The 21,134-nt window shown below is 66.9% G+C and carries 14 protein-coding genes; 6 read left to right on the forward strand and 8 right to left on the reverse strand.

All coding sequences use genetic code 11. From position 1 onward, the window contains the following. Positions 1 to 207 precede the first annotated feature (207 nt). From AAHH99_RS17230 to AAHH99_RS17240, 3 genes are all read right to left on the reverse strand, one after another. Complete coding sequence (locus AAHH99_RS17230) at positions 208 to 1,038, reverse strand: SDR family NAD(P)-dependent oxidoreductase (protein ID WP_418769816.1); 831 nt, start codon at positions 1,036 to 1,038, stop codon at positions 208 to 210. 113 nt (positions 1,039 to 1,151) lie between these two features. Continuing rightward, complete coding sequence (locus tag AAHH99_RS17235; RefSeq protein ID WP_418769817.1) at positions 1,152 to 1,994, reverse strand: class I SAM-dependent methyltransferase; 843 nt, start codon at positions 1,992 to 1,994, stop codon at positions 1,152 to 1,154. Beyond that, positions 1,994 to 2,641: a hypothetical protein gene (locus tag AAHH99_RS17240; protein WP_418769818.1), complete on the reverse strand. Its 648-nt coding sequence runs from the start codon at positions 2,639 to 2,641 to the stop codon at positions 1,994 to 1,996. The genes AAHH99_RS17235 and AAHH99_RS17240 overlap by 1 nt, the downstream gene beginning before the upstream one ends. Before the next feature lie 62 nt (positions 2,642 to 2,703). On the opposite strand from AAHH99_RS17240, the gene AAHH99_RS17245 reads away from it, so the two are divergent. Further along, the gene (locus AAHH99_RS17245; protein WP_418769819.1) at positions 2,704 to 3,315 is read left to right on the forward strand and encodes a TetR/AcrR family transcriptional regulator; all 612 of its coding nucleotides are present in this window, start codon (positions 2,704 to 2,706) and stop codon (positions 3,313 to 3,315) included. 100 nt (positions 3,316 to 3,415) lie between these two features. On the opposite strand, the gene AAHH99_RS17250 is transcribed toward AAHH99_RS17245, so the two are convergent. Further along, positions 3,416 to 7,222, reverse strand: a complete 3,807-nt coding sequence (locus AAHH99_RS17250; RefSeq protein WP_418769905.1) for a multifunctional oxoglutarate decarboxylase/oxoglutarate dehydrogenase thiamine pyrophosphate-binding subunit/dihydrolipoyllysine-residue succinyltransferase subunit — start codon at positions 7,220 to 7,222, stop codon at positions 3,416 to 3,418. 195 nt (positions 7,223 to 7,417) lie between these two features. After that, positions 7,418 to 8,170, reverse strand: coding sequence for a hypothetical protein (locus AAHH99_RS17255; protein ID WP_418769820.1), 753 nt, complete (start codon positions 8,168 to 8,170; stop codon positions 7,418 to 7,420). A 142-nt stretch (positions 8,171 to 8,312) separates the two neighbouring features. Here AAHH99_RS17255 and AAHH99_RS17260 point away from each other — a divergent pair, with 142 nt between their 5' ends. Continuing rightward, the gene (locus tag AAHH99_RS17260) at positions 8,313 to 9,605 is read left to right on the forward strand and encodes a multidrug effflux MFS transporter (RefSeq protein WP_418769821.1); all 1,293 of its coding nucleotides are present in this window, start codon (positions 8,313 to 8,315) and stop codon (positions 9,603 to 9,605) included. 86 nt (positions 9,606 to 9,691) lie between these two features. After that, positions 9,692 to 11,563, forward strand: a complete 1,872-nt coding sequence (locus tag AAHH99_RS17265) for an MFS transporter (protein WP_418769822.1) — start codon at positions 9,692 to 9,694, stop codon at positions 11,561 to 11,563. Here AAHH99_RS17265 and AAHH99_RS17270 read toward each other — a convergent pair. Then, positions 11,560 to 12,912, reverse strand: coding sequence for an FAD-binding oxidoreductase (locus tag AAHH99_RS17270; RefSeq protein WP_418769823.1), 1,353 nt, complete (start codon positions 12,910 to 12,912; stop codon positions 11,560 to 11,562). The genes AAHH99_RS17265 and AAHH99_RS17270 overlap by 4 nt on opposite strands. Further along, positions 12,912 to 16,337: a TM0106 family RecB-like putative nuclease gene (locus tag AAHH99_RS17275; protein ID WP_418769824.1), complete on the reverse strand. Its 3,426-nt coding sequence runs from the start codon at positions 16,335 to 16,337 to the stop codon at positions 12,912 to 12,914. The genes AAHH99_RS17270 and AAHH99_RS17275 overlap by 1 nt, the downstream gene beginning before the upstream one ends. Before the next feature lie 199 nt (positions 16,338 to 16,536). Between AAHH99_RS17275 and AAHH99_RS17280 the strand changes: the two genes are divergently transcribed. Continuing rightward, the gene (locus tag AAHH99_RS17280; RefSeq protein WP_418769825.1) at positions 16,537 to 17,442 is read left to right on the forward strand and encodes a hypothetical protein; all 906 of its coding nucleotides are present in this window, start codon (positions 16,537 to 16,539) and stop codon (positions 17,440 to 17,442) included. Between the two features lie 121 nt (positions 17,443 to 17,563). Here the strand turns inward: AAHH99_RS17280 and AAHH99_RS17285 are convergent, their stop codons facing one another. Beyond that, the gene (locus AAHH99_RS17285; protein WP_418769906.1) at positions 17,564 to 18,142 is read right to left on the reverse strand and encodes an LppP/LprE family lipoprotein; all 579 of its coding nucleotides are present in this window, start codon (positions 18,140 to 18,142) and stop codon (positions 17,564 to 17,566) included. 93 nt (positions 18,143 to 18,235) lie between these two features. Between AAHH99_RS17285 and AAHH99_RS17290 the strand changes: the two genes are divergently transcribed. Both AAHH99_RS17290 and AAHH99_RS17295 read left to right on the forward strand, forming a co-directional pair. Further along, entirely contained in the window at positions 18,236 to 19,921 is a 1,686-nt protein-coding gene (locus AAHH99_RS17290) for a DEAD/DEAH box helicase (protein ID WP_418769826.1), read from the forward strand. Next, positions 19,918 to 21,057, forward strand: coding sequence for an acyltransferase family protein (locus AAHH99_RS17295; protein ID WP_418769827.1), 1,140 nt, complete (start codon positions 19,918 to 19,920; stop codon positions 21,055 to 21,057). Before AAHH99_RS17290 ends, AAHH99_RS17295 begins: the two co-directional genes overlap by 4 nt. The last annotated feature ends 77 nt before the right edge of the window (positions 21,058 to 21,134 follow it).

Raw genomic sequence — 21,134 nt, forward strand, 5'->3', positions numbered from 1 at the left:
GCCCCGCCGCCCTGATGAACTCGATTGAACGCAGTCGGGAAGAACCCGTTTGACGAACTACGTTGAGACCAGGACCCAGCGGGCCACCCCAACCACCCTTGACATCAACCAGTTACGAAGGTGTCTGCCCACGACACGCCGCGATTCCTTGACAGTTTGCGCACGCTCGCGCGCGCTCGAGCGTGCACTTAGCGAGGGCGGCTCAAGTCAGTGGCTGTTGGGCACCAGACGCTTCATCACCGACAGGAACAGTCGCTGATAGCCCGAACCGGTGAGACGCACGATCGCGTCGAGGAATTTCGCGTCGGCCCCGACCAACACCCGCGCCCGGTTCTTGCGGACACCGTCGAGGATGATCTTCGCGGCCTCCTCGGGCGTGGTCCGCGTCAGCCTGGTGTCGAACGTCTTGGTCAGGCCCTCACGGTCGACGCCTTCAGCGGCCGTCGAATTGCGCATGATCGCGGTCTTGATCCCGCCGGGGTGGATGGTGGTGACCTTGACCGGATGGCCCGCGGCCTGCATCTCCTGGCGCAGCGCCTCGGTGAACCCGCGGACCGCGAACTTCGCCGAGTTGTATGCCGCCTGACCCGGAACCGAAAAGATGCCGAACAGGCTCGACACATTGACGACGTGCCCGTCGCCCGACGCGATCAGATGCGGCAGGAACGCCTTCGTGCCATTGACGACGCCCCAGAAGTCGACGTCCATCACCCGTTCGATGTCCTTGTACGGGGTCACCTCGACATCACCGACATACGCGATGCCTGCATTGTTGTAGATCTGATTGACCTTGCCGAAGTGCTCGACCACCGCGTCGGCGTACAGCTCGAAGGCCTCACGCTCGGTGACGTCGAGGCGGTCCGTCTTAACCGGCGCGCCGATCGCCTTGAGCCGCTCCTCGGTCGCCGCCAGACCTTCGGCGTCGACGTCGCTGATCGCGACGCTCGCGCCCGACTTGCCCAGCTCGATCGCCAGCGCCTGTCCGATACCCGACCCGGCACCGGTCACCACAGCGACCTTTCCGGCGAAGCCCTGCATAACCACATCCTTTGCTAATGCGCTCAGCGCACGGTTGTGACACACGAGTTGCGAGTAGACGGGTCAATAGCCGTACGTTCCTGGTCGAGGCTAGCCGGTACCGCAGGTCTCGACTACAGGGGGCTGTGCGGCCTCCTCGCGGTGTACAGCCATCCGTGGGCCGGAAAGAGCACCGCGTCGTCTTGCTCGTTGCCCCGTATCGATGCGATGACGGCCGCACGAGCGCAGCGACGACTCGGACTGTCGGCATGTTCGAGGATCGACCGAAGGGGTCCGTCAAACAGAAAGTCCGCGGCCTCCGCCGCGTCCCGACCGACGAAACTTTGAGCCTCAACCGGCGTCGCCGTCGCTCCAACGAAGCCCGCGGCGGACAGCAGCGGCCGAACTCGGTGCGGCTCAGAGAACAGATCCACGCCCGACTCGGTCAGGTGGTCTCCGGCAACGACATGCTCAGTCACGGCCGCGAGAACAGCCTCGAAGGGCCTGCTCGCCTGGCGATGCGTCAGGAACACCAGCCGGCCTCCGCGCTTCAGCGCTTGCTGGATGTTGACGAATGCTGCGAGCGGGTCGGCGAAAAACATCACCCCCGCACGGCTAATCGCCACATCGTAGAAATCCCGACAAAATGGGTGGGTCTGAGCGTCTCCTCGGATGAAGGTGACGTTGCCAATCCGCTCCTCACCGGCGCTCCGACGTGCGTGCTCCAGCATCGGTACCGACAAATCAATCCCCAGCGCGTGACCCTGCGGCGACTGCCGCGCGGCGAGCCGCGTGATTTGTCCGGTCCCACAGCCGATGTCGAGGACCTGGCTGGCTTGTGTCAGCGCCGCCGCGGCAAGAAGGTCGGCGTTGAAGCCCATCGCCATCGCGTCGTAACGGTCACAGTGGTTTGCCCAATGCATCCCGTCGGGGCCGTTCCAAACCTCGTTCTGCTCGGTGTTGACGATCTCCGACATCACTCGCCGGCGACCTTGTTGCGCTGGCGCTTCAGAAAAGTTCCACGGCATTGGGGGCAGCAGAATTGGAAAGTGACTCCGTCGACCTCTGCCGTGACGGCTCCCGGTTCCGTCATCGAAACCGTCGTGCCGCACACTGGGTCGACGCCCATCCCTTCCGGCACTTCAGCAATGCCACTGGTGGCGTCACTAATCATGTCCATCAGGATGGAGTCGTCGATGACGCGCCCGAAGGCGCCGTACCCACCGTCCGGAACCCCCAACACGTGGACTTCGCAGTCGGGTCGCTCGTAGAGCCGTCCCGGATCGCCTTGTGCGTCTGCGAGCGCGCGCGTGATCCGCGCGATGAGATGCTCGCTCAGCGGTTTTCGCCAGGGGCCGGGTACGTAGACGCGCACGACATAGCGAGGTACGGCGCCCGCATCCTGCCGGCGACCCCCGGCGATCCACACGTCGACCTCGTGCACGACCACATGGGTAATGCTTTCCAGAAACTCAAGAACTCCGGGATCGGCGCGTTCGGCGGCGGGTTCGCTCAGCGCATGCGGGCTGTCGTGCAATCCGTGCGTGGTGAGGCGTTGCGCGAGCTGATCCAACTCTTCTCGCGTGTGTGCGCCCTTCGGCACGAACAATTCGGTGAACATCATCTCGTGCTCCTTCCGGTCGCGTTGCTGCGGCACAGCTTAGGCGTACGTCGTAAACTTTCAAGATGCCACGAAGCCGAACGCTCACTCAAGGGGCGATCGCCGATGCAGCACTAGCGGTGCTTGATCACGGCGGCCTGGCCAGCCTGACAATGCGAGCCGTCGCCGCAGACCTCGGGGTTAGTGCGATGGCTCTATATCGATATGTCGATAGTCGCGAAGGACTCGAGAGGTGGATCGTCGATCGTGTCCTTGAACCAGTCGACGTCGCCGTGCCCGCCGATGAGCCATGGACGCAGCGGATCGTGAAACTGATGACACGTCTTCGAGGTGCGATCGTCGCCCATCCCGCGGCCGTTCCTCTCATGCTCATCCATCGCCATAGCTCGCCCACGTCGCTGCGCTGGATCGAAGCTGTGCTGAGCGCGCTGAGCGAGGGCGGATTGACCGGGGTAGATCGCGCGATTGCACAACGCAGCCTGCTCAACTACCTACTCGGCAGCCTTAATACCCAGCATCTCAGCTCTCTGTCGGGTTCGGGCACGGCAACGATGGCCACCCTCCCCAAGACTGACTTTCCCTATATCGCTGAAACTGCTCGAGTAGCGCGTCGCCTATCACCCGACAAGGAATTCCGCCTCGGCCTCGCCGTCGTACTGCGCGGCCTTGAGCGCTGAGTCTCCTCGCCCGTAGTACCGCGAGCGTGCGCAAAGTACTGACAGCGACCGACGTGTCGCGCGCAGACACGCACCTTCGCGCATGAAGGCGCAAAAAGGCTCAGGCGAACGCCTCGTCGATGATTTCCTGTTGCTCGACGGCGTGCACCTTCGACGAGCCCGACGACGGCGCCGACATGGCCCGCCGCGAGACGCGCGTGATGCCGCTCAACTTCTCCGGCAACACCTCCGGCAACGTCAGCCCGAACGTCGGCCACGGACCCTGGTTCGCCGGTTCCTCCTGCACCCACAGGTACTTCTCGACGTTGGGGTAGCGGTCCAGCGTCTCTGCCAGCCGGCGCCGCGGCAGCGGAGCGAGCTGCTCGACGCGCACGATCGCCACGTCGTCGCGCTGTTCCTTGTTCTTGCGGGCGGCCAGCTCGTAGTAGAGCTTGCCGCTGCACAACAGCATCCGCTTGGCCTCGTTGCGATCCCCGTCGCCGTCGGTGTAGGTCGGCTCCTCGAGCACCGAACGGAACTTCTGCTCGGTGAAGTCGCGGATGTCGCTGACGGCGGCCTTGTTCCGCAGCATCGACTTCGGCGTGAACACGATGAGCGGCCGGTGGATGCCGTCCAGGGCGTGACGCCGCAGCAGGTGGAAGTAGTTGGCCGGCGTGGACGGCATCGCGATCGTCATCGACCCCTCGGCCCACAACAGCAGGAACCGCTCGATGCGGCCCGACGTGTGGTCCGGGCCTTGACCTTCGTGCCCGTGCGGCAGCAGCAGCACGACGTCCGAACGCTGGCCCCACTTGGCCTCACCGGAGCTGATGAACTCGTCGATGATCGACTGCGCACCGTTGATGAAGTCGCCGAACTGCGCCTCCCACAACACCATTGCATCGGGGTTGCCGACGGAGTAGCCGTACTCGAAGCCGACGGCCGCGAACTCCGACAGCGGGGAGTCGTACACCATGAACCTGCCGCCGGTCGGGTTGCCGTCCTTGTCGACGGTCAACAGATCCAGCGGGGTGAACTCCTGACCCGTCTTGCGATCGATGATCACCGAATGGCGCTGGGTGAACGTGCCGCGTCGGGTGTCCTGTCCCGACAGCCGCACGGTCTTGCCCTCGGCGATAAGCGCGCCGAGGGCGAGCAGTTCGGCGAACGCCCAGTCCACCTTGCCCTCGTAGGCCATCTCGCGGCGCTTCTCCAGCACCGGCTTGACGCGCGGATGCACGCTGAAGCCCTCGGGCACCGACAGATGGGCATCACCGATCCGCGCCAACAACGACTTGTCCACCGCGGTGTTCGTACCGGCGGGCACCATCTGATCGGCTTCCACCGAGGCGCTCGGTTCGATCTCGTGTTTCTCGAGTTCGCGCACCTCGTTGAAGACCCGTTCCAGCTGGCCCTGGTAGTCACGCAGCGCGTCCTCGGCCTCTTTCATCGAGATGTCGCCGCGGCCGATCAGCGCTTCGGTGTAGCTCTTGCGCACACCGCGTTTGACGTCGATCGCGTCGTACATCGAGGGCTGCGTCATCGACGGGTCGTCGCCCTCGTTGTGCCCGCGGCGGCGGTAGCACAGCATGTCGATGACGACGTCCTTGTGGAACTTCTGCCGGAAGTCGACCGCGAGCCGGGCCACCCAGGCTGCGGCCTCGGGGTCGTCGCCGTTGACGTGGAAGATCGGCGCACCGACCATCTTGGCGACATCGGTGCAGTACTCCGAGGACTTGGCGTCGGACGGCGATGTGGTGAAACCGATCTGGTTGTTGACGATGATGTGGATCGTCCCGCCGACGCGATATCCCCGCAGCAGCGCAAGGTTCAGCGTCTCGGCCACCACACCCTGACCGGCGAACGCGGCGTCGCCGTGCAGCATCAGCGGCACGACGCTGAACGCTCCGGCTCCCTCGCCGTCGCCGTCGCCCCCGTCGATCACGTCCTGCTTGGCGCGCACCAAGCCCTCGAGGACTGGGTCGACGGCCTCGAGGTGCGACGGGTTGGCCACCAGCGACACGTCGATGTCGTTGTCGCCGAACATCTGGATGAACCTGCCCGACGCGCCCAGGTGGTACTTCACGTCACCGGAGCCGTGCGCCTGCGACGGGTTCAGATTCCCCTCGAACTCGGAGAAGATCTGCGAGTACGGCTTGCCGACGATGTTGGCCAGCACGTTGAGCCGGCCGCGGTGCGGCATGGCGATGACGACCTCGTCGAGCGCGTACTCGGCGCACTGGTCGATCACCGCGTCCATGGTCGGGATGACCGTCTCGGCGCCTTCCAGCGAGAACCGTTTCTGGCCAACGTATTTCGTCTGCAAGAACGTTTCGAATGCCTCGGCCGCGTTGAGCTTACTCAGGATGTACTTCTGCTCGGCGACGGTCGGCTTCTCGTGCTTCTTCTCGATGCGCTCCTGCAGCCACTGCTGCTGCTCGGGTTCGAGGATGTGGGTGTACTCGACGCCGATGTGGCGACAGTAGGAGTCACGCAGCAGACCCAACACGTCGCGCAGCTTCTTCTCGTCGGCGCCGGCGAACCCGTTGACCTTGAACTCGCGATCGAGGTCCCAGAGCGTCAGCCCGTGGGTGAGGATGTCCAGGTCGGGGTGGCTGCGGAAGCGGTTCTTGTCCAGCCGCAGCGGGTCGATATCGGCCATCAGGTGGCCGCGGTTGCGGTAGTCCGAGATCAGCTCGATGACGCGGGCGTTCTTGTCCTCGATCGAGTCGGGGTTGTCGGTGCGCCACCGCACCGGCTCGTACGGGATGCCGAGTTCGCGGAAGATCTCGTCGAAGAAGTCGTCGTCGAGCAGCAGTCGATGCACGGTGCGCAGGAAGTCGCCGGACTCCGCGCCCTGGATGATGCGATGGTCGTAGGTCGACGTCAGCGTGACCAGCTTTCCGACGCCCAACTCGGCGATGCGCTCCTCGCTCGCGCCTTGGAACTCGGCCGGGTACTCCATCGCACCCACGCCGATGATGGCGCCCTGACCGCGCATCAGCCGCGGCACCGAGTGCACGGTTCCGATGGTGCCGGGGTTGGTCAACGAGATCGTCACGCCGCCGAAGTCATCGGCGGTCAGCTTGCCGTTGCGGGCGCGGCGGACGATGTCCTCGTAGGCGGCGATGAACTGGCCGAACGACATGTTCTCGGCTGCCTTGATGCCCGCCACCACCAGTTGGCGGCTGCCGCCCTTGCCCTGCAGGTCGATCGCCAGGCCGAGGGTGACGTGCTCGGGCGTCACCGCATTCGGCTTGCCGTCGATCTCAGTGAAGTGGCGGTTCATGTTGGGGAACTCTTTGACCGCCTGCACGACGGCGTACCCGATGAGGTGGGTGAACGAGATCTTCCCGCCGCGGGTCCGCTTGAGGTGGTTGTTGATGACGATGCGGTTGTCGATCATCAACTTGGCCGGGATCGCGCGAACACTGGTCGCGGTCGGCACATCGAGCGACGCCGCCATGTTCTTCACGACGGCTGCGGCGGCGCCCCGCAGCACCTGAGCCTCGTCGCCGCCCGAATCCTTGTCCTCGGTGCCCTTGTCTCTGGGGTCCGATTTCTTGGCGGACTCCTTCGCGGGCTCCTTGGGCTTGGCGGGCGCCTTGGTCGGTGCCGACGACTTCGACGCCTTGCTCTCGGAGCCGCCGTCGGATTCCTTCGCCTCGGTCTCCTTGGCGGAAGACTCCTTGGCGGAAGACTCCTTGGCGCGGGTTTCCTTGGCGGGCCGGGCAGCGCCGTTGCCGTCGGACTGCTTGGGCGCCGGCGCGGGGGCAGGCTCCGGCGGGCTCACCGGCCCTGCGCTGCGTTGACCGTTGCCGCTGCGGGCCTGACTCTCGGAGGGGGTCGGCTCAGGGGAGTAGTCGACTAGGAATTCGTGCCAACTGGGATCTACCGACGAGGGATCCTCGCGGAACTTGCGATACATCTCCTCGACCAACCACTCGTTCTGTCCGAATGGTGAAGGTGAGCTCACGGTAGCTACTCGCCTCGATTCTTCGCTTCACGCGAGCGCATCTCAACGCTCGCCAGGTTCTGTACGGATTACCCGCAATCCGCCGACTAAAGGCTAGCGCCGAAGCATCGGCCAGACCACGACAACGACCTTCCCGGCCATGTGCCGCTAGTCCCTGGACGCGGGCAGCACGTGCACCACCGTCGGCCACCGCGGTGGCGGGGGGCCGAACGCGCCGTGCGCGTTGCCGATGATTCGCTTGCCCATCAGGCGGTTGCCCACACCGCCGACGACCGCGCCGACGCCGACGGGCAGCGTCTTGCCGAACGCGAGTGCGCCCCGCTTGAGGGTGTAGCGCTTGACGAAGTACCTCAGCAGGCGAGAGTTCAGCTGCGACAGCGCAGGCAGCGGGAGGGTGGCCGCCCCGTCGGCGACCCAGGCGCCTCTGGTGCGGCCGCGGCCGACCAGGTCGGCGATCGCCCGCTTACTGTCCTCGCCGACCAACACCGCTAGCACCAGCGCGCGTCGCCGCTCCTGATGCTCGGCCGGAATCCCGTGCACCTCGGCCACGGCGAGCACATACAACGCCGTCGCCTCCAGGAAGACGACCGTCTCGCCGGCCACCGACGCCATCGCGGTCAGCGTCCCGATGCCGGGGAACGCCGCAGCCGACCCGACGGCGGCGCCGCTGGCCATCACCGCGCTCAGATAGCGCTTCTCGAGTTTCTTGATCACCTCGGCCGGCGTCGCGTGCGGATCCTGTTCGCGCAACCGGTCGACGTACGCCTTGACCGCGGGAGCCTGTACGCGCGACCCGCGCTCGATAATGCGGGACAGCGCCTTGGCGGCGACGCTCGGATCCTCGGCGGAGCCATCGCTGACCGCCGGTAACTGGCTCTTGGCCTTCGACCGGGCACTCATGGGGCCTCCTGTCCGAACGACTCGTTTCAGGCTATCGCTTCGGCTAACGAACGCCGGCGTCGGTGAGTGCCCCGGCGGTGATCGCGCTCACCTTATGCCGGGCCGGGGAAGAAAAAAATGAGAAGCGACGCTCTTCATTTCCATGGCACCATCATCGGCTGTGGATTTGACGGCTGCCCCGACTCCGCTTTACGAGGGCACGCCTGTCAGCCGCATCCGGATGATCGTCGTCCTGGGCGTGATGGTGGCGCTGGGCCCGCTCACCATCGACATGTACCTGCCCGCCCTGCCGAGGATCGCCGAGGAACTCGGGGTGTCCTCCTCCATCGCGCAGCTGACGCTGACCGGGACCCTCGCCGGGCTGGCGCTCGGCCAGCTGGTCGTCGGTCCGCTCTCCGACTCGCTGGGCCGCCGCCGCCCGTTGATGGCTGGAATCGTGCTGCACATGGTCGCCTCGCTGATGTGCATGTTCGCGCCCAACATCGAGGTGCTCGGGCTGGCTCGGGCGCTGCAGGGGATGGGCGCCGCAGCGGCCTCGGTGGTGGCGGTCGCCGTCGTCGGTGATCTGTTCACCGGCTCGGTCGCCGCCACTGTGATGTCACGGCTGATGCTGGTGCTGGGCGTCGCGCCCGTCCTGGCCCCCTCGTTGGGCGCCGCGGTGCTGCTCAAGGCCTCCTGGCACTGGGTGTTCGCCGCTCTGGTGCTGTTGGCGGGGCTGTTGCTGGTGGTGGCGATGACGGCCCTGCCAGAGACGCTGCCCGTCGCGCATCGTCGCCCGCTGAAGGTGCGGGGCATCGCCGCGACGTACCTGGAGTTGCTGCGCGATACCCGCTTCGTTGTGTTGGTGCTGGTCGCCGCGCTGGGCATGTCGGGGCTTTTCGCCTACATCTCCGCAGCGCCGTTCGTCCTGCAGGGCCGATACGGTCTGGATCAGCAGGGGTTCGCGCTGGTCTTCGCCGCCGGCGCGATCGCGCTGATCGGCGCCACGCAGTTCAACGTCGTTTTACTGCGCCGGTTCCGGCCGCAGACAATCGTGCTTTGGGCCCTGACTGTGGCCTCCCTCGGCGGTGCGGTCTTCGTCGGCATCACGGTTGTCGACGTCGGCGGGGTAGCCGTATTCGTTGTACCGGTGTGGGTGCTGCTGGCCGCCGTGGGCTTCGTCATCCCGAACGCGCCGGCGCTGGCGTTGACCCGGCATCCGGATGCCGCGGGCACCGCGGCCGCTCTGCTCGGCGCGGGACAGTTCGGCCTGGGTGCTGCGATCGCCCCGCTCGTCGGTGCCCTCGGCAACGACGAGTTCGCTCTGGCCGCCGTGATGACGGTGGGTATGGTGATCGCGTTGCTCGCGCTCATGGCCGTCGGTGTGTCGGCGGCCGAACGCGCGGACGACTCCGAACGCGATGTCACCGCCGACGTCGTGCCCGAGCCGGCCTGACGCTTCGCAGCGCGTGGTCCCGCCTAGCCGGGATCGACCACGCTCCGTAGCGTCGGCGGAATCGCCGAGTGCTAGTCGACCCCAGAATGTTGTCAACGCTTTTCACCAGGCAGAACACGTCAACGAACCCGTGGCATGCGCTGTGGGCGATGATGGTCGGCTTCTTCATGATCCTGGTGGACGCGACGATCGTCGCGGTCGCCAACCCGTCGATCATGGCCAGGTTCGGCGCCAGCTACGACGCCGTCCTGTGGGTTACGAGCGCCTATCTGCTCGCATACGCGGTGCCGTTGCTGGTGGCGGGCCGCCTCGGTGACCGGTTCGGCCCCAAGAACCTCTACCTTCTCGGTCTCACGGTGTTCACCGTCGCCTCGCTGTGGTGCGGACTGTCCGACACGATCGGGATGCTGATCGCCGCCCGGGTCGTGCAGGGCGTCGGCGCGGCGCTGCTGACGCCGCAGACCCTGTCGACGGTCACCCGCATCTTCCCCGCTGAACGGCGCGGCATGGCGATGAGCGTGTGGGGGGCGACGGCCGGGGTCGCGACGCTGGTCGGTCCGTTGGCCGGCGGGATCCTCGTCGACGCCCTCGGGTGGCAGTGGATCTTCTTCGTCAACGTGCCGATCGGGGTGGTGGGCGTGGCGTTGGCGCTGCGACTGGTGCCCGAGCTTCCGAGGCAGAGGCAGCGACTCGACGTTGCGGGGGTGATCCTCTCGGCGGTCGGGTTGTTCCTCATCGTGTTCGCCCTGCAGGAGGGTCAGGCGAACAGGTGGACCCACTGGGTCTGGGGCCTGATGGCGTTGGGCACCGGGGTGGTGGCCGCGTTCCTGTTCTGGCAGGCAGCCAACCGCAAAGATCCGCTGCTGCCACTCGAGATCTTCCGCGATCGCGACTTCTCGCTGTCGACATTCGGCGTCGCAACGATCGGGTTCGTCGTGACCGGGATGATCGTGCCGGTCATGTTCTACGCGCAGGCGGTGTGCGGGTTGTCGCCGACGCAGTCGGCGCTTCTGACCGCGCCGATGGCGATCGCCACGGGTGTGCTCGCGCCCGTCGTCGGACGGATCGTCGACCGGTGGCACCCACGCCCGGTGGTCGGATTCGGGTTCTCTGTGTTGGCGATCGCGTTGACCTGGCTCTCGCTGGAGATGGCGCCCGCCACCGCGATCTGGCGGTTGGTGTTGCCGCTGACCGCGACGGGGATCGGTATGGCGTTCATCTGGTCTCCTCTGGCCGCGACGGCTACCCGCAACCTGCCGGCACGGTTGGCCGGTGCGGGTTCGGGCGTCTACAACACCACCCGCCAGGTCGGGGCGGTGCTGGGCAGCGCCAGCATGGCGGCGTTCATGACGTGGCAGGTCAACTCCGAGATGCCGCCGTGGGCCTCCGATCCGGCTCGGGGTGATGCGGGTGCGACGCAATTGCCGTCGTTCCTGCACACGCCGTTCGCGGCCGCCATGTCGCAGTCGCTGTTGTTGCCCGCGTTCGTCGCGCTGTTCGGTGTGCTCTCAGCGGTGTTCCTGGTCGGCTATGCGCGCCGCCCACTCGAGGAGTCTGCCGCCGTCGAACCCAACGACGAGGCCGACGACGACAAGGCGTTCGTCGACGACGATGACGACTACGTCGAGTACACCATCGACTGGGACGGCGGCTCTGCGTCGTGGGTCCCCGCCGAGCGAGAGCCGGCGACCGAGCCAATGCCCGCACGCGACGAGCGTCCGGCCGAGCGGGCCGACGACTCGTGGCGCGCGATTCTCGACCAACTGCTCGCCGACATTCCGCCCGTGCCGCCCGCTAAACCTGCAGCCGATCCGATCGGGTTGTCGCGCAACGGCTTACACGTCGAGAACGAGCGGCGACTCACATCGCTGGAATCGGCCCGGCCGGACGGCGAGGCCTATCGCCGCCGGACGGAGCCCCGTTCCAGCGGCAGGCATGCGCGCGACGACCACAACTAGTCGAACAGCACTGCGGGGTTGAGGTAGCCGGACGGGTCGAAGGCCGCCTTCACTGTCCGCATGGCCGCGATATCGGCGTCGCTGCGCGACATTGCGAGGTACGGGCGCTTGCGGGTGCCGACGCCGTGCTCGCTGCTGACGTTGCCGCCGAGGTGGGCGATGAGGTCCATCATCGCCGAGTACAGGGCATGTTCGGCTTGGCTGTCGAGCGTGCACCGCACGAGGTTCAGGTGCAGGCTGCCCTCGCCGACATGACCGAACAGCACCGGAATCGCTTCGGGCGCATGGCCGACGACGAGTTGGCCGGCATCGGCGGCGAACTGCGCGATGGCCGAAAGCGGAAGCGAGACATCGAACTTCAGCGGCGGGCCGTACACGCCGAGCACTTCGGCGATGGCCTCGCGCACCTGCCAGAGTCGCTGCTGTGTGGCGGTGTCGACGCCGACGGCGGGTTCGCCGCACAGGTCTGTGCCCCCGATCGCGTCGGCGAGCCGATCGGTCTGGTCGGTGTCGCCCGCCAGTTCGATCAGAAGCTGCCAGGCGCCGTCGACGGGCGCGGGCACCCCGGCGTGCTCGGCGGTCAACGCGCTGGCGCGCGCGTCGATCAACTCCAGTGCGGCGATGCCGTCCAGGTCGCGGAAAATCCGCCCGGCGGTGACGAGCGCGTCGAGGTCGGCGAACCCGCAGATCGCGGTCACCCGGTGTGGCGGCGTGGGGTGCAGCCGCAGATCGAGCGCGGTGATGACGCCCAAAGTGCCTTCCGCGCCGACGAACAGCGACGCCAGGTCGTAGCCGGTGTTGTCCATCCGCACCCGGCTGTGCCGGTGCACGACCGAACCGTCGGGCAGCGCCACATCCAATCCGATCACCTGCTCGCCCATGTTGCCGTAGCGGACGGTGCGCAGCCCGCCGGCGTTCGTCGACGCCATCCCCCCGACGGTCGCGGTGTCGCGCGCGGCCAGGTCGACGCCGAACACCAGTCCCGCCTCGCCGGCCGCCCGCTGCACCTCGGCCAGAGTCACGCCGGCCGCCACCGAGATTCGGCGTTCGGTGACGTCGACGTCACCGATGTCACGCAGTCGCTCGGTCGACAGCAGCACGTCGTCGTGCTCGGGAACGGCGCCCGCCACCAGCGATGTGCGCCCGCCCTGCACGGTGACGTAGGCACCGGCATCGCGGCAGGCCCGCAGCACCGCCGCGACCTCGTCGGCCGACCCCGGCCGCACCAGGGCGCTGGCCCGGCCACGGTATCGCCCGGTATGGTCGACGACGCGTGCGGCGAGCACGTCGGGATCGCTGCTGACGTAGGCCTTCCCGACGATCTCGGCCAGCCGCTCGGTCAGGCTCATCACGTCGGAGTGTCGCTCGCGCCCAGCGACAGGAACGCGCCCAACTCGATCAAGCGGTCCGGTGTGCTCGGCAGATACTCGGTGAGCGCCTCCGAACGGACGATCACGCTGAGATACTTCGCGCGGCTGACCGCGACGTTGAGTCGATTCCTGTTGAGCAGAAACGATATTCCGCGCGGCACATCGTCGATGGAGGACGCCGTCATCGATACGAACACCACCGGCGCTTGCCTGCCCTGGAACTTGTCCACGGTGCCGACCGCGACGTCGGGCAGCCCGGCGTTCTCGAAATAGTCGCGTAGCAGCAGTACCTGGGCGTTGTAGGGGGCGACGACCAGGACGTCCTTCTGGGTCAGCGCGCGGGTGCCGTGCTCGTCGGTCCAGTCGCCGCCGAGCAGCGTCAGTGCCGCCGCGACGATGGCTTCGGCCTCTTCGGGGCTGCTCGTGGAGTTGCCGTCGTGGGAGATGGACACCACGCGCACACCGGGAGCCTGGCCGTCAAGGCGGCGCGCTGCCGGCTGGCCCTCCGCGGACTGCAGCCTGCCCTCGTAGGCGAGCCGGGACACCCGGGCGCACACCGCCGGATGCATCCGGTGGGAGCGGTCGAGGAAGTAGCCGAATTGTTCGGGCAGCGTGCGGTTTTCCTGCACCAGCCAGCCTAGCGCCGATGCGTCGACCGGCTCGGGATGGTGGCCCTGGCTGACCTGAGGCAGCTGTTGCGGGTCGCCCAGCAGCATCAAATTGTCGGACGCCCTGGCCACCGCGATGGTGTTGGCCAGGCAGTACTGGCCCGCCTCCTCGATCACCAGTAGGTTCAGGCTGCGGGCCTCCACGCGGGTGTCGTTCGCGAAATCCCATGCGGTGCCGCCGATCACGCAGCCGGGGTGGTCGGCGATAAACGCGGCGTACTCCTCCTTATCGATCGCCTGACAACCGACGTCGTCGGAACAGTCCTTCTTGGCGATGTGCTCAGGGTCCACGCCTGCCTTGATCAGATCGCGAAAGAGGTTCTCCACCACCGCATGTGACTGCGCTACGACACCGACGCGCCACTGGTGGTCGTTGACCAGACGGGCGATGATCCGGGCGACCGTGTACGTCTTACCGGTCCCGGGTGGGCCGTGCACCGCCAGATACGACGAATCCAGGTCGAGCACCGCGGCGGCGATGTCGGCGGTGACATCGCCGGTGCGGGGCAGAAGGGCGCCGCTGCGGGTGCGCGGCGGCCGGCGCAGCAGGATATCGACCACCGCCGTGCGCGGCAGATCCGGTAGCGTAGCGGCGACCTCGGCGGCCGCGCTGTCGATGGCCTCACGTAACTTCTTGTTGGGCACGATGTTTCGCGGCGTCAGGGCGAACGGGGTTTGCGTGAACGTCCCGGCAGGGGTTTCGCGTTCGCAGATCACCACCCGGGTGGGCGGGTCGTCGACTTCGATGACGTCGGCGTTGCCGGCCGCGCGCCGGTCCGCGTTGTCCGCCATGCCCGCGGGCGACGGCGGTTCATACAGTGCGAACACCTCTCTGCTGACGTCACCGCCCTCCAGCGCCCCGGTCAATTCCAGCCAGCGCTGCTGTTTACGGGCCCGCGTCGACGGCAGATGCCAATCCTTGACGATGACCACACCGTCGGCGTCGACCAGGAACACGTCGCTGGTGTCGCCCCACTCGTCGACAGGACTGTTCAACCGGTCGAAATGCGCCCACCAGAACGGCTTGTCCTCGCGGCGGTGATATCCGCGCGCGGCGGCCATCAATGCCACGGCCGTCTGCTCCGGACTGCGCTGGGCCACACCGTCTCCGGCGAAGTCCATCAGCGTGCGCGCCAGTTGATCGGTGTCCTCGACCGCAACGCTCTGGGTGACCGGCTGCGGCCCGAGCGGCGGGACGCTCGACTCGATCGCGATCTTGATCAGCCAGTCGCGCAGCCGGTGTGTCGATCGGCAGTCGTAGCGGTTGTAGTCCTCGATCTTCTTGAGCATGTTGTCGGCTTCGTCGTGACGACCTTCGACACGCAGCTCGCAGAACCGCGCGTACATCGTGATCGATTCCGTGGCGGTGGTGACGTCGCCGGTGCGCAGTTCGGAGCCCATGTACAGCGGCTCCAGGGACTTCAGGCTGTAGTTCTCGGTGCCGACGCGAATGCTCTTGCGCACCAATGGATACAGGTCGACAAGAACACCGCTGCGCAGCAGATCGTCGACCTCGTCCTCGCCGATCCCGTAGCGGCCGGCCAACCTGAGAAGCGCCGTCTTCTCGTACGCCGCGTAGTGGTAGATGTGCATCTTCGGATACCGCTTGCGGCGCTGGCGCACCAGCTTGAGGAAGTCGACAAGGGCCTTACGCTCACTCGCGCGATCGTGCGCCCACAGCGGCCGGAAGCCGCCGCCGACCTCGAGCACTCCCCACATGTACTCCAGGCCCCACTCGTGGCCGTCGGCGCTCCACAGGGGATCGCCTTCGAAGTCGAAGAACAGGTCGCCCTTGTCGGGGTCGGGCAGGAGGGTCAACGGTTGAGCGTCGACGATCTGGTACGGCGGCTTGCCGTCCACCCGCGGCGCCAGCTGCAGCCTGGCCTGCTCGCGCAGCGCGGTAAGGGTCCGGGCCGGAAGCTCGGCGACTGGGCCCTCGTGTCGCGCGAGTTCGGCGACCGTGCTGATGCCCGCGTCGAGCAGGCGCGCCCGCTGGCTCACCCGCATGTTCGCCACCAGCAGCAGGTCGTCGCCGGCGCGGACCTGGGCCTCGCATTCCGGGCAGCGGAAGCACGCGCGCACGGTGTCGTCGGCCCAGTCGACCGGCTCGCCCGACGCGAAGTGGTCGTCGAGCAGCCGCTGCAGGGCTTCGCGCCGCGGGCGATAGACCGGGAGCAGTTCGTCGATGCGGTACCTCGCGGTGGCGCCGTCGCCCAGGACCAGCTCGACCTCCTCGGCCACCGGCACACCCGCGGCCGTGAGCGTTTCGGCGTAGGCGGCCAACTGCAGAAGCGCCTCCACCTTCACCGAGCGCGCGAGCTTGGTGTCGCGCAACCGATACCGCTCACCGTCGGCGTCCCGCTCCAGGATCAGGAAGTCGGCGAAGCCGACGAATCGGCCGTCGAACATCGCGGCCTGGTAGATCACCTCGGCGCGCCGCTCGACAGCGCGACGGGTCTGCTCGGCGGCGGCGGCGAGCCCTTCGACCGTGTACGGAGGCCTGCCGATGATCGCGACGTCGGCCCCGTCGCGCAGCAGATCGAGGTGCCGCTGTTCATGCTCATCGCCGAGCTGAGCCGTCCTGGCCAACAGCTCGTCCTCGCTCGCGACGGCAGGACCACGTCCGAGCTTGGCGTCGAACGCACGCAGCAGCGCGTACTCGCAGCGGGCCGCCGCTGCGAGATCGGATGCGCTGTATACGACGCGGGTTTCGGCGCCCTCGGAGGCCACGAACACGCTGCCACTGTATGTGACCCCGACGACACATCCGGTGCCTCAACCGCCGGCGAACGTGGGTTACCCGCACGCCTAATCGGGCTCGCGCGTGACACGAGGCCACACTCGCCGATTCACAACGACGCGCGTATCCACAGCCCGGGCGTTCAGTGGGCCGCTCCGACCGATTGTTGTGAGACCTCGTACTGACCGTGACCGCATGGATACGAGTTCATCGCCATTCATCGGCACCGAGGGGTTGGCGGCAGGCGGGGTGACCAGGCGAACACTGGTCAGCCGCCACAACATGATCTATCGCAATGTCTACCTGCCGAAAGGGGTGAAGCTGACGCCGGAGAGACGGGCGGTGGCGGCGTGGCTGTGGTCCCGCCGAAACGCCACGATCGCCGGACTATCCGCCGCGGCGTTGTACGGATCCCGATGGATTGACGAGAACCTGCCCGCCGAACTGATTCGTGGCGAGGCCTGTGCTGTCGACGGAATCACCATCCATCGGGCGAAACTGCGAGATGAGGAGTTCGGCATCGTCCACGGAATGCCGGTGACCACGCCGGTGCGAACGGGATTCGACCTCGGCCGCAGGGACAGCCTGGAGACGGCGATCATCAGGGTCGATGCGCTGGCAAACGCTACCGGTCTCAAGCCGGTTGACGTCGAGCGTCTCGCCGAAACGCGTCGTGGCGCCCGCGGCATCGTGCAGCTGCGACGGGTGCTCGAGTTGATGGACGGCGGCGCCGAGTCGCCGCAGGAAACCAGGACACGCCTGCTGCTGCTCGCCGCCGGATTCCCGAGGCCGCAAACGCAGATCCTCGTCGCTGACGAGTACGGCTCGTTCGTCGGCCGCGTCGACATGGGCTGGGAGGAGTTCCAGGTCGGCGTCGAATATGACGGTCCGCAGCATTGGGATGATCCCGCACAGCACGCGCGCGACATCGACCGGCTGGCGGAACTGGCGGCTCAGCGCTGGCTGATCATCCGGGTGAGTCGCGATATTTTGCGCACCCGCCCGCATGTCTTTCTCGCGCGTGTACGGGACGCGATGCAGTCGAGAGGTTGGCCGCATTCGGACGAGGTTCGACTCGACGCGCGAATTGCTTGGCTGTAGCCCGCCGAGCGTGGGCTCGACACACGTCCGCGCCACGAAAAGTGTGCGGGTAACCCACGTTCGGCGGGCGCGGATGGCGACCGGCGGCCCGCGCTCCGGAAGGCGGCCGCCCGCCGATCCCTCAGCCGCCGGTGTTCCCGATCAGCTCGACGCCGTTTCCGTTCCATCGGAACCTGACCACGCTGTCGAGGCCGGGCACGCCGTTCGAGTAGCGCAGCGCGACCGTATCGCCGGTGCTCTCCGAGGTGTCGACGCCGTTGAACCCGTAGGTGTCGGGCGCCCCGCTCGGGATGAACCTGCCGAGGTGGAACATCACCGCCCGCGTGTTCGGATTAGTGGCGTTGGTATTGGCCTTGACGATGACGACCGACAGCTGCGCGCACTCGTTGTAATTGCCTGCGATCGGCTCCGGATTCCAGCCCTGGTCGCTGCGCGGGTCGCGGGGCAACTCGGCCACCGCCCTGGTGATCTCCGGCGCGGCGAGGTTGACCGCGCACGGATCGGCCGCCGCGGGTGCGCTGGACGCCGCCGCGTTCGGAGCCGGCGCCGGTGGCGCGGCCGGGGGAGGCGCGGCGGGGGGCATCGCATCGGGCGTCTTGGAGACCGTCGAGTCGCTCGCTCCGCAGCCGACGGCGACCACCACCACCGCCGAGAGCGCCGCCGCCGATCGTATGAGGCCGTTGAGCCGAACCGTGCACATCACCTGAGCCACCCTTGCAAATCGCGTCGACCAGGTCGCGCCGACACACCGCGTGGCGAATCGGGCTGCTCGCGGGCACTAGACTCGACGCCGATGACCTCCGCCGAGTCGGATGCGAGCCACGACGGCTCGACCGGCGACCTGACCTTCGACGACCTGCAGATTCACCCTTCGGTGCTGCGGGCCGTCGTCGACGTCGGCTACGAGACACCGTCAGCTATCCAGGCGGCCACCATTCCGGCAATGATGACCGGTTCCGACGTGGTGGGTCTGGCCCAGACCGGCACCGGCAAGACCGCCGCGTTCGCGATCCCGATTCTGTCGAAGATCGACACCGACAGCCGGGCGACCCAGGCGTTGGTCCTGGCGCCGACGCGCGAACTGGCGCTGCAGGTGGCCGAGGCGTTCGGCCGCTACGGTGCGCACCTGCCGGAGGTCAACGTGCTGCCGATCTACGGCGGGTCGTCCTACGGTCCGCAGCTGGCGGGGCTCAAACGCGGCGCCCAGGTGGTCGTGGGCACGCCGGGTCGGGTGATCGACCACCTCGAGAAGGGCCGCCTGGACCTGTCGCGGCTCGACTACCTCGTGCTCGACGAGGCCGACGAGATGCTGCAGATGGGCTTCGCCGAGGACGTCGAGCGCATCCTGTCCGACACCCCCGAGTTCAAGCAGGTCGCGCTGTTCTCGGCGACCATGCCGCCGGCGATCCGCAAGATCACCAAGAAATACCTGCACGACCCGGTCGAGGTCACGGTCGAGGCGAAAACCGCCACCGCAGAGAACATTTCGCAGCGCTACATCCAGGTTTCCGGCCACCGCAAAATAGATGCGCTGACGCGCGTGCTCGAGGTGGAAGAGGGCGACGCGATGATCGTGTTCGTCCGCACCAAACAGGCCACCGAAGAGGTCGCCGAGCGGCTCAAGGCGAGGGGTTTCGCCGCAGCGGCGATCAACGGAGATATCCCGCAGGCGCAGCGCGAGCGCACCATCGCCGCACTGAAGGACGGCCGAATCGACATCCTGATCGCGACGGATGTCGCCGCGCGCGGATTAGACGTCGAACGCATCTCGCACGTGTTGAACTACGACATCCCCAACGACACCGAGTCCTATGTGCACCGCATCGGTCGCACGGGTCGGGCGGGCCGGTCCGGGTCGGCGTTGCTGTTCGTCACGCCGCGCGAGCGTCATCTGCTCAAGGCCATTGAGAAGGCCACCCGGTCCAAGCTGGTCGAGGCGGAACTGCCCACGGTCGACGACGTCAACGCCCAGCGGGTGGCGAAGTTCCGCGACTCGATCACCGAAGCGCTCAACGCGCCGGGCGCCGACGTCTTCCGCAGCATCATCGAAGAATACGAACGCGAGCATGACGTGCCGATCGCCGACATCGCTGCGGCGTTGGCCACGCAGGCGCACGGCGGTGACGAGTTCTTCATGGTCGAACCGCCGCCGGAGAAACGACGCGAACGCGAAGAGCGCCCTCGCCGCGACAAGCCCGACCGCAAACCGCGGGAAGGCCTGGCCACCTACCGCATCTCGGTGGGCAAGCGGCACAAGGTCGGACCCGGCCACATCGTCGGCGCCATCGCCAACGAAGGCGGTCTGCACCGCAGCGACTTCGGCCACATCACCATCCGCCCGGATTTCTCGTTGGTGGAGTTGCCCGCTGATCTGCCGAGGAAGACACTCAAAGCCCTTGAGAACACCCGTATCTCGGGGGTGAAGATCAACCTGCAGCCCGACCGACGGCCGGACAAGGGCCGGCACAAGCAGAAATGACGCTGTCGCGCGGCTTGGACGCGCAGGGCGGACTGGAATCCGTCAGCAGGGTCGAACGTGTCTCCTCGCTCACCGGTATCCGCGCCGTCGCCGCGTTATTGGTGATGCTCACCCACGCCGCGTACACGACGGGCAAGTATCCGCAGGGCTATGTCGGCCTGGTGTACTCCCGCGCTGAGATCGGGGTGCCGATCTTCTTCGTGCTCAGCGGGTTTCTGTTGTTCTCGCCGTGGGTGAAGGCTGCGGCGGACGTTAGGCCCGGACCGTCGGTACGCCGCTACGCCTGGCGCCGGGTGCTTCGCATCATGCCCGCGTACGTCGTCACGGTCCTTGCGGCATACCTCGTCTACCACTTCCGCACGGCGGGCCCGAACCCCGGACATACATGGGAGGGGTTGCTGCGCAACCTCACGTTGACCCAGATTTACACCGACAACTACCTGTATTCGTTTCTGCATCAAGGGCTTACGCAGATGTGGAGCCTGGCGGTCGAGGTCGCGTTTTATGCGGTGCTGCCGCTGCTGGCGTGGTTGCTGCTGGTGGTGCTGTGCCGACGGCGGTGGCGTCCGGGCCTGCTGATCGGCGGACTGGTCGCCCTGGCGCTGATCACACCCACATGGCTGATCCTGGTGCACACCACCGACTTTCTGCCCGACGGCGCGCGGCTGTGGCTGCCGTCGTACCTCGTCTGGTTTATCGGCGGGATGCTGCTTTCGGTGTTGCAACCGCTGGGGGTACGGGCCTACGGCCTGGCGTGCATACCGGTGGCGGTGGCGTGCTATTTCATCGCGTCCACGCCCATCGCCGGGGAGCCGACCACCTCGCCCGCCGAGTTGCGCGAGGCGTTGGTGAAGGTGTTCTTCTACACGGTGATCGCGACGCTGGCGGTGGCGCCGCTGGCGCTCGGTGATCGCGGCGTCTACGCCCGGCTGCTGTCCAGTCGGCCGATGGTGTTCCTCGGCGAGATCTCCTACGAGATCTTCCTGATCCACCTGATTCTGATGGAACTGGCGATGGTGGAGGTGCTGCACTATCCGATCTACACCGGTTCGATCGCGATGCTGTTCCTCGTCACCTTCGTGATGACGGTCCCGCTGGCGTGGCTCCTGCACCGGTTCACCCGGGTGCGATCCTGACGGCACCGCGCTGACGGGTTGATCGCACGCATCAGGTGCGTGGGATCAACCCGCTAAGGTCCGCCACGCGGTCTACC

The organism is Mycobacterium neumannii (genome assembly GCF_048452905.1).
GTDB lineage: Bacteria > Actinomycetota > Actinomycetes > Mycobacteriales > Mycobacteriaceae > Mycobacterium > Mycobacterium neumannii_B.

Bases quoted from the DNA above. Each gene is read 5' to 3' on its own strand.
- AAHH99_RS17265 (WP_418769822.1), top strand. From the start codon at position 9,692: ATGTTGTCAACGCTTTTCACCAGGCAGAACACGTCAACGAACCCGTGG.
- AAHH99_RS17240 (WP_418769818.1), bottom strand. From the start codon at position 2,641: ATGATGTTCACCGAATTGTTCGTGCCGAAGGGCGCACACACGCGAGAA.
- AAHH99_RS17230 (WP_418769816.1), bottom strand. From the start codon at position 1,038: ATGCAGGGCTTCGCCGGAAAGGTCGCTGTGGTGACCGGTGCCGGGTCG.
- AAHH99_RS17295 (WP_418769827.1), top strand. From the start codon at position 19,918: ATGACGCTGTCGCGCGGCTTGGACGCGCAGGGCGGACTGGAATCCGTC.
- AAHH99_RS17255 (WP_418769820.1), bottom strand. From the start codon at position 8,170: ATGAGTGCCCGGTCGAAGGCCAAGAGCCAGTTACCGGCGGTCAGCGAT.
- AAHH99_RS17285 (WP_418769906.1), bottom strand. From the start codon at position 18,142: ATGTGCACGGTTCGGCTCAACGGCCTCATACGATCGGCGGCGGCGCTC.
- AAHH99_RS17270 (WP_418769823.1), bottom strand. From the start codon at position 12,912: ATGAGCCTGACCGAGCGGCTGGCCGAGATCGTCGGGAAGGCCTACGTC.
- AAHH99_RS17280 (WP_418769825.1), top strand. From the start codon at position 16,537: ATGGATACGAGTTCATCGCCATTCATCGGCACCGAGGGGTTGGCGGCA.
- AAHH99_RS17260 (WP_418769821.1), top strand. From the start codon at position 8,313: ATGGCACCATCATCGGCTGTGGATTTGACGGCTGCCCCGACTCCGCTT.
- AAHH99_RS17235 (WP_418769817.1), bottom strand. From the start codon at position 1,994: ATGTCGGAGATCGTCAACACCGAGCAGAACGAGGTTTGGAACGGCCCC.
- AAHH99_RS17245 (WP_418769819.1), top strand. From the start codon at position 2,704: ATGCCACGAAGCCGAACGCTCACTCAAGGGGCGATCGCCGATGCAGCA.
- AAHH99_RS17290 (WP_418769826.1), top strand. From the start codon at position 18,236: ATGACCTCCGCCGAGTCGGATGCGAGCCACGACGGCTCGACCGGCGAC.
- AAHH99_RS17250 (WP_418769905.1), bottom strand. From the start codon at position 7,222: ATGTATCGCAAGTTCCGCGAGGATCCCTCGTCGGTAGATCCCAGTTGG.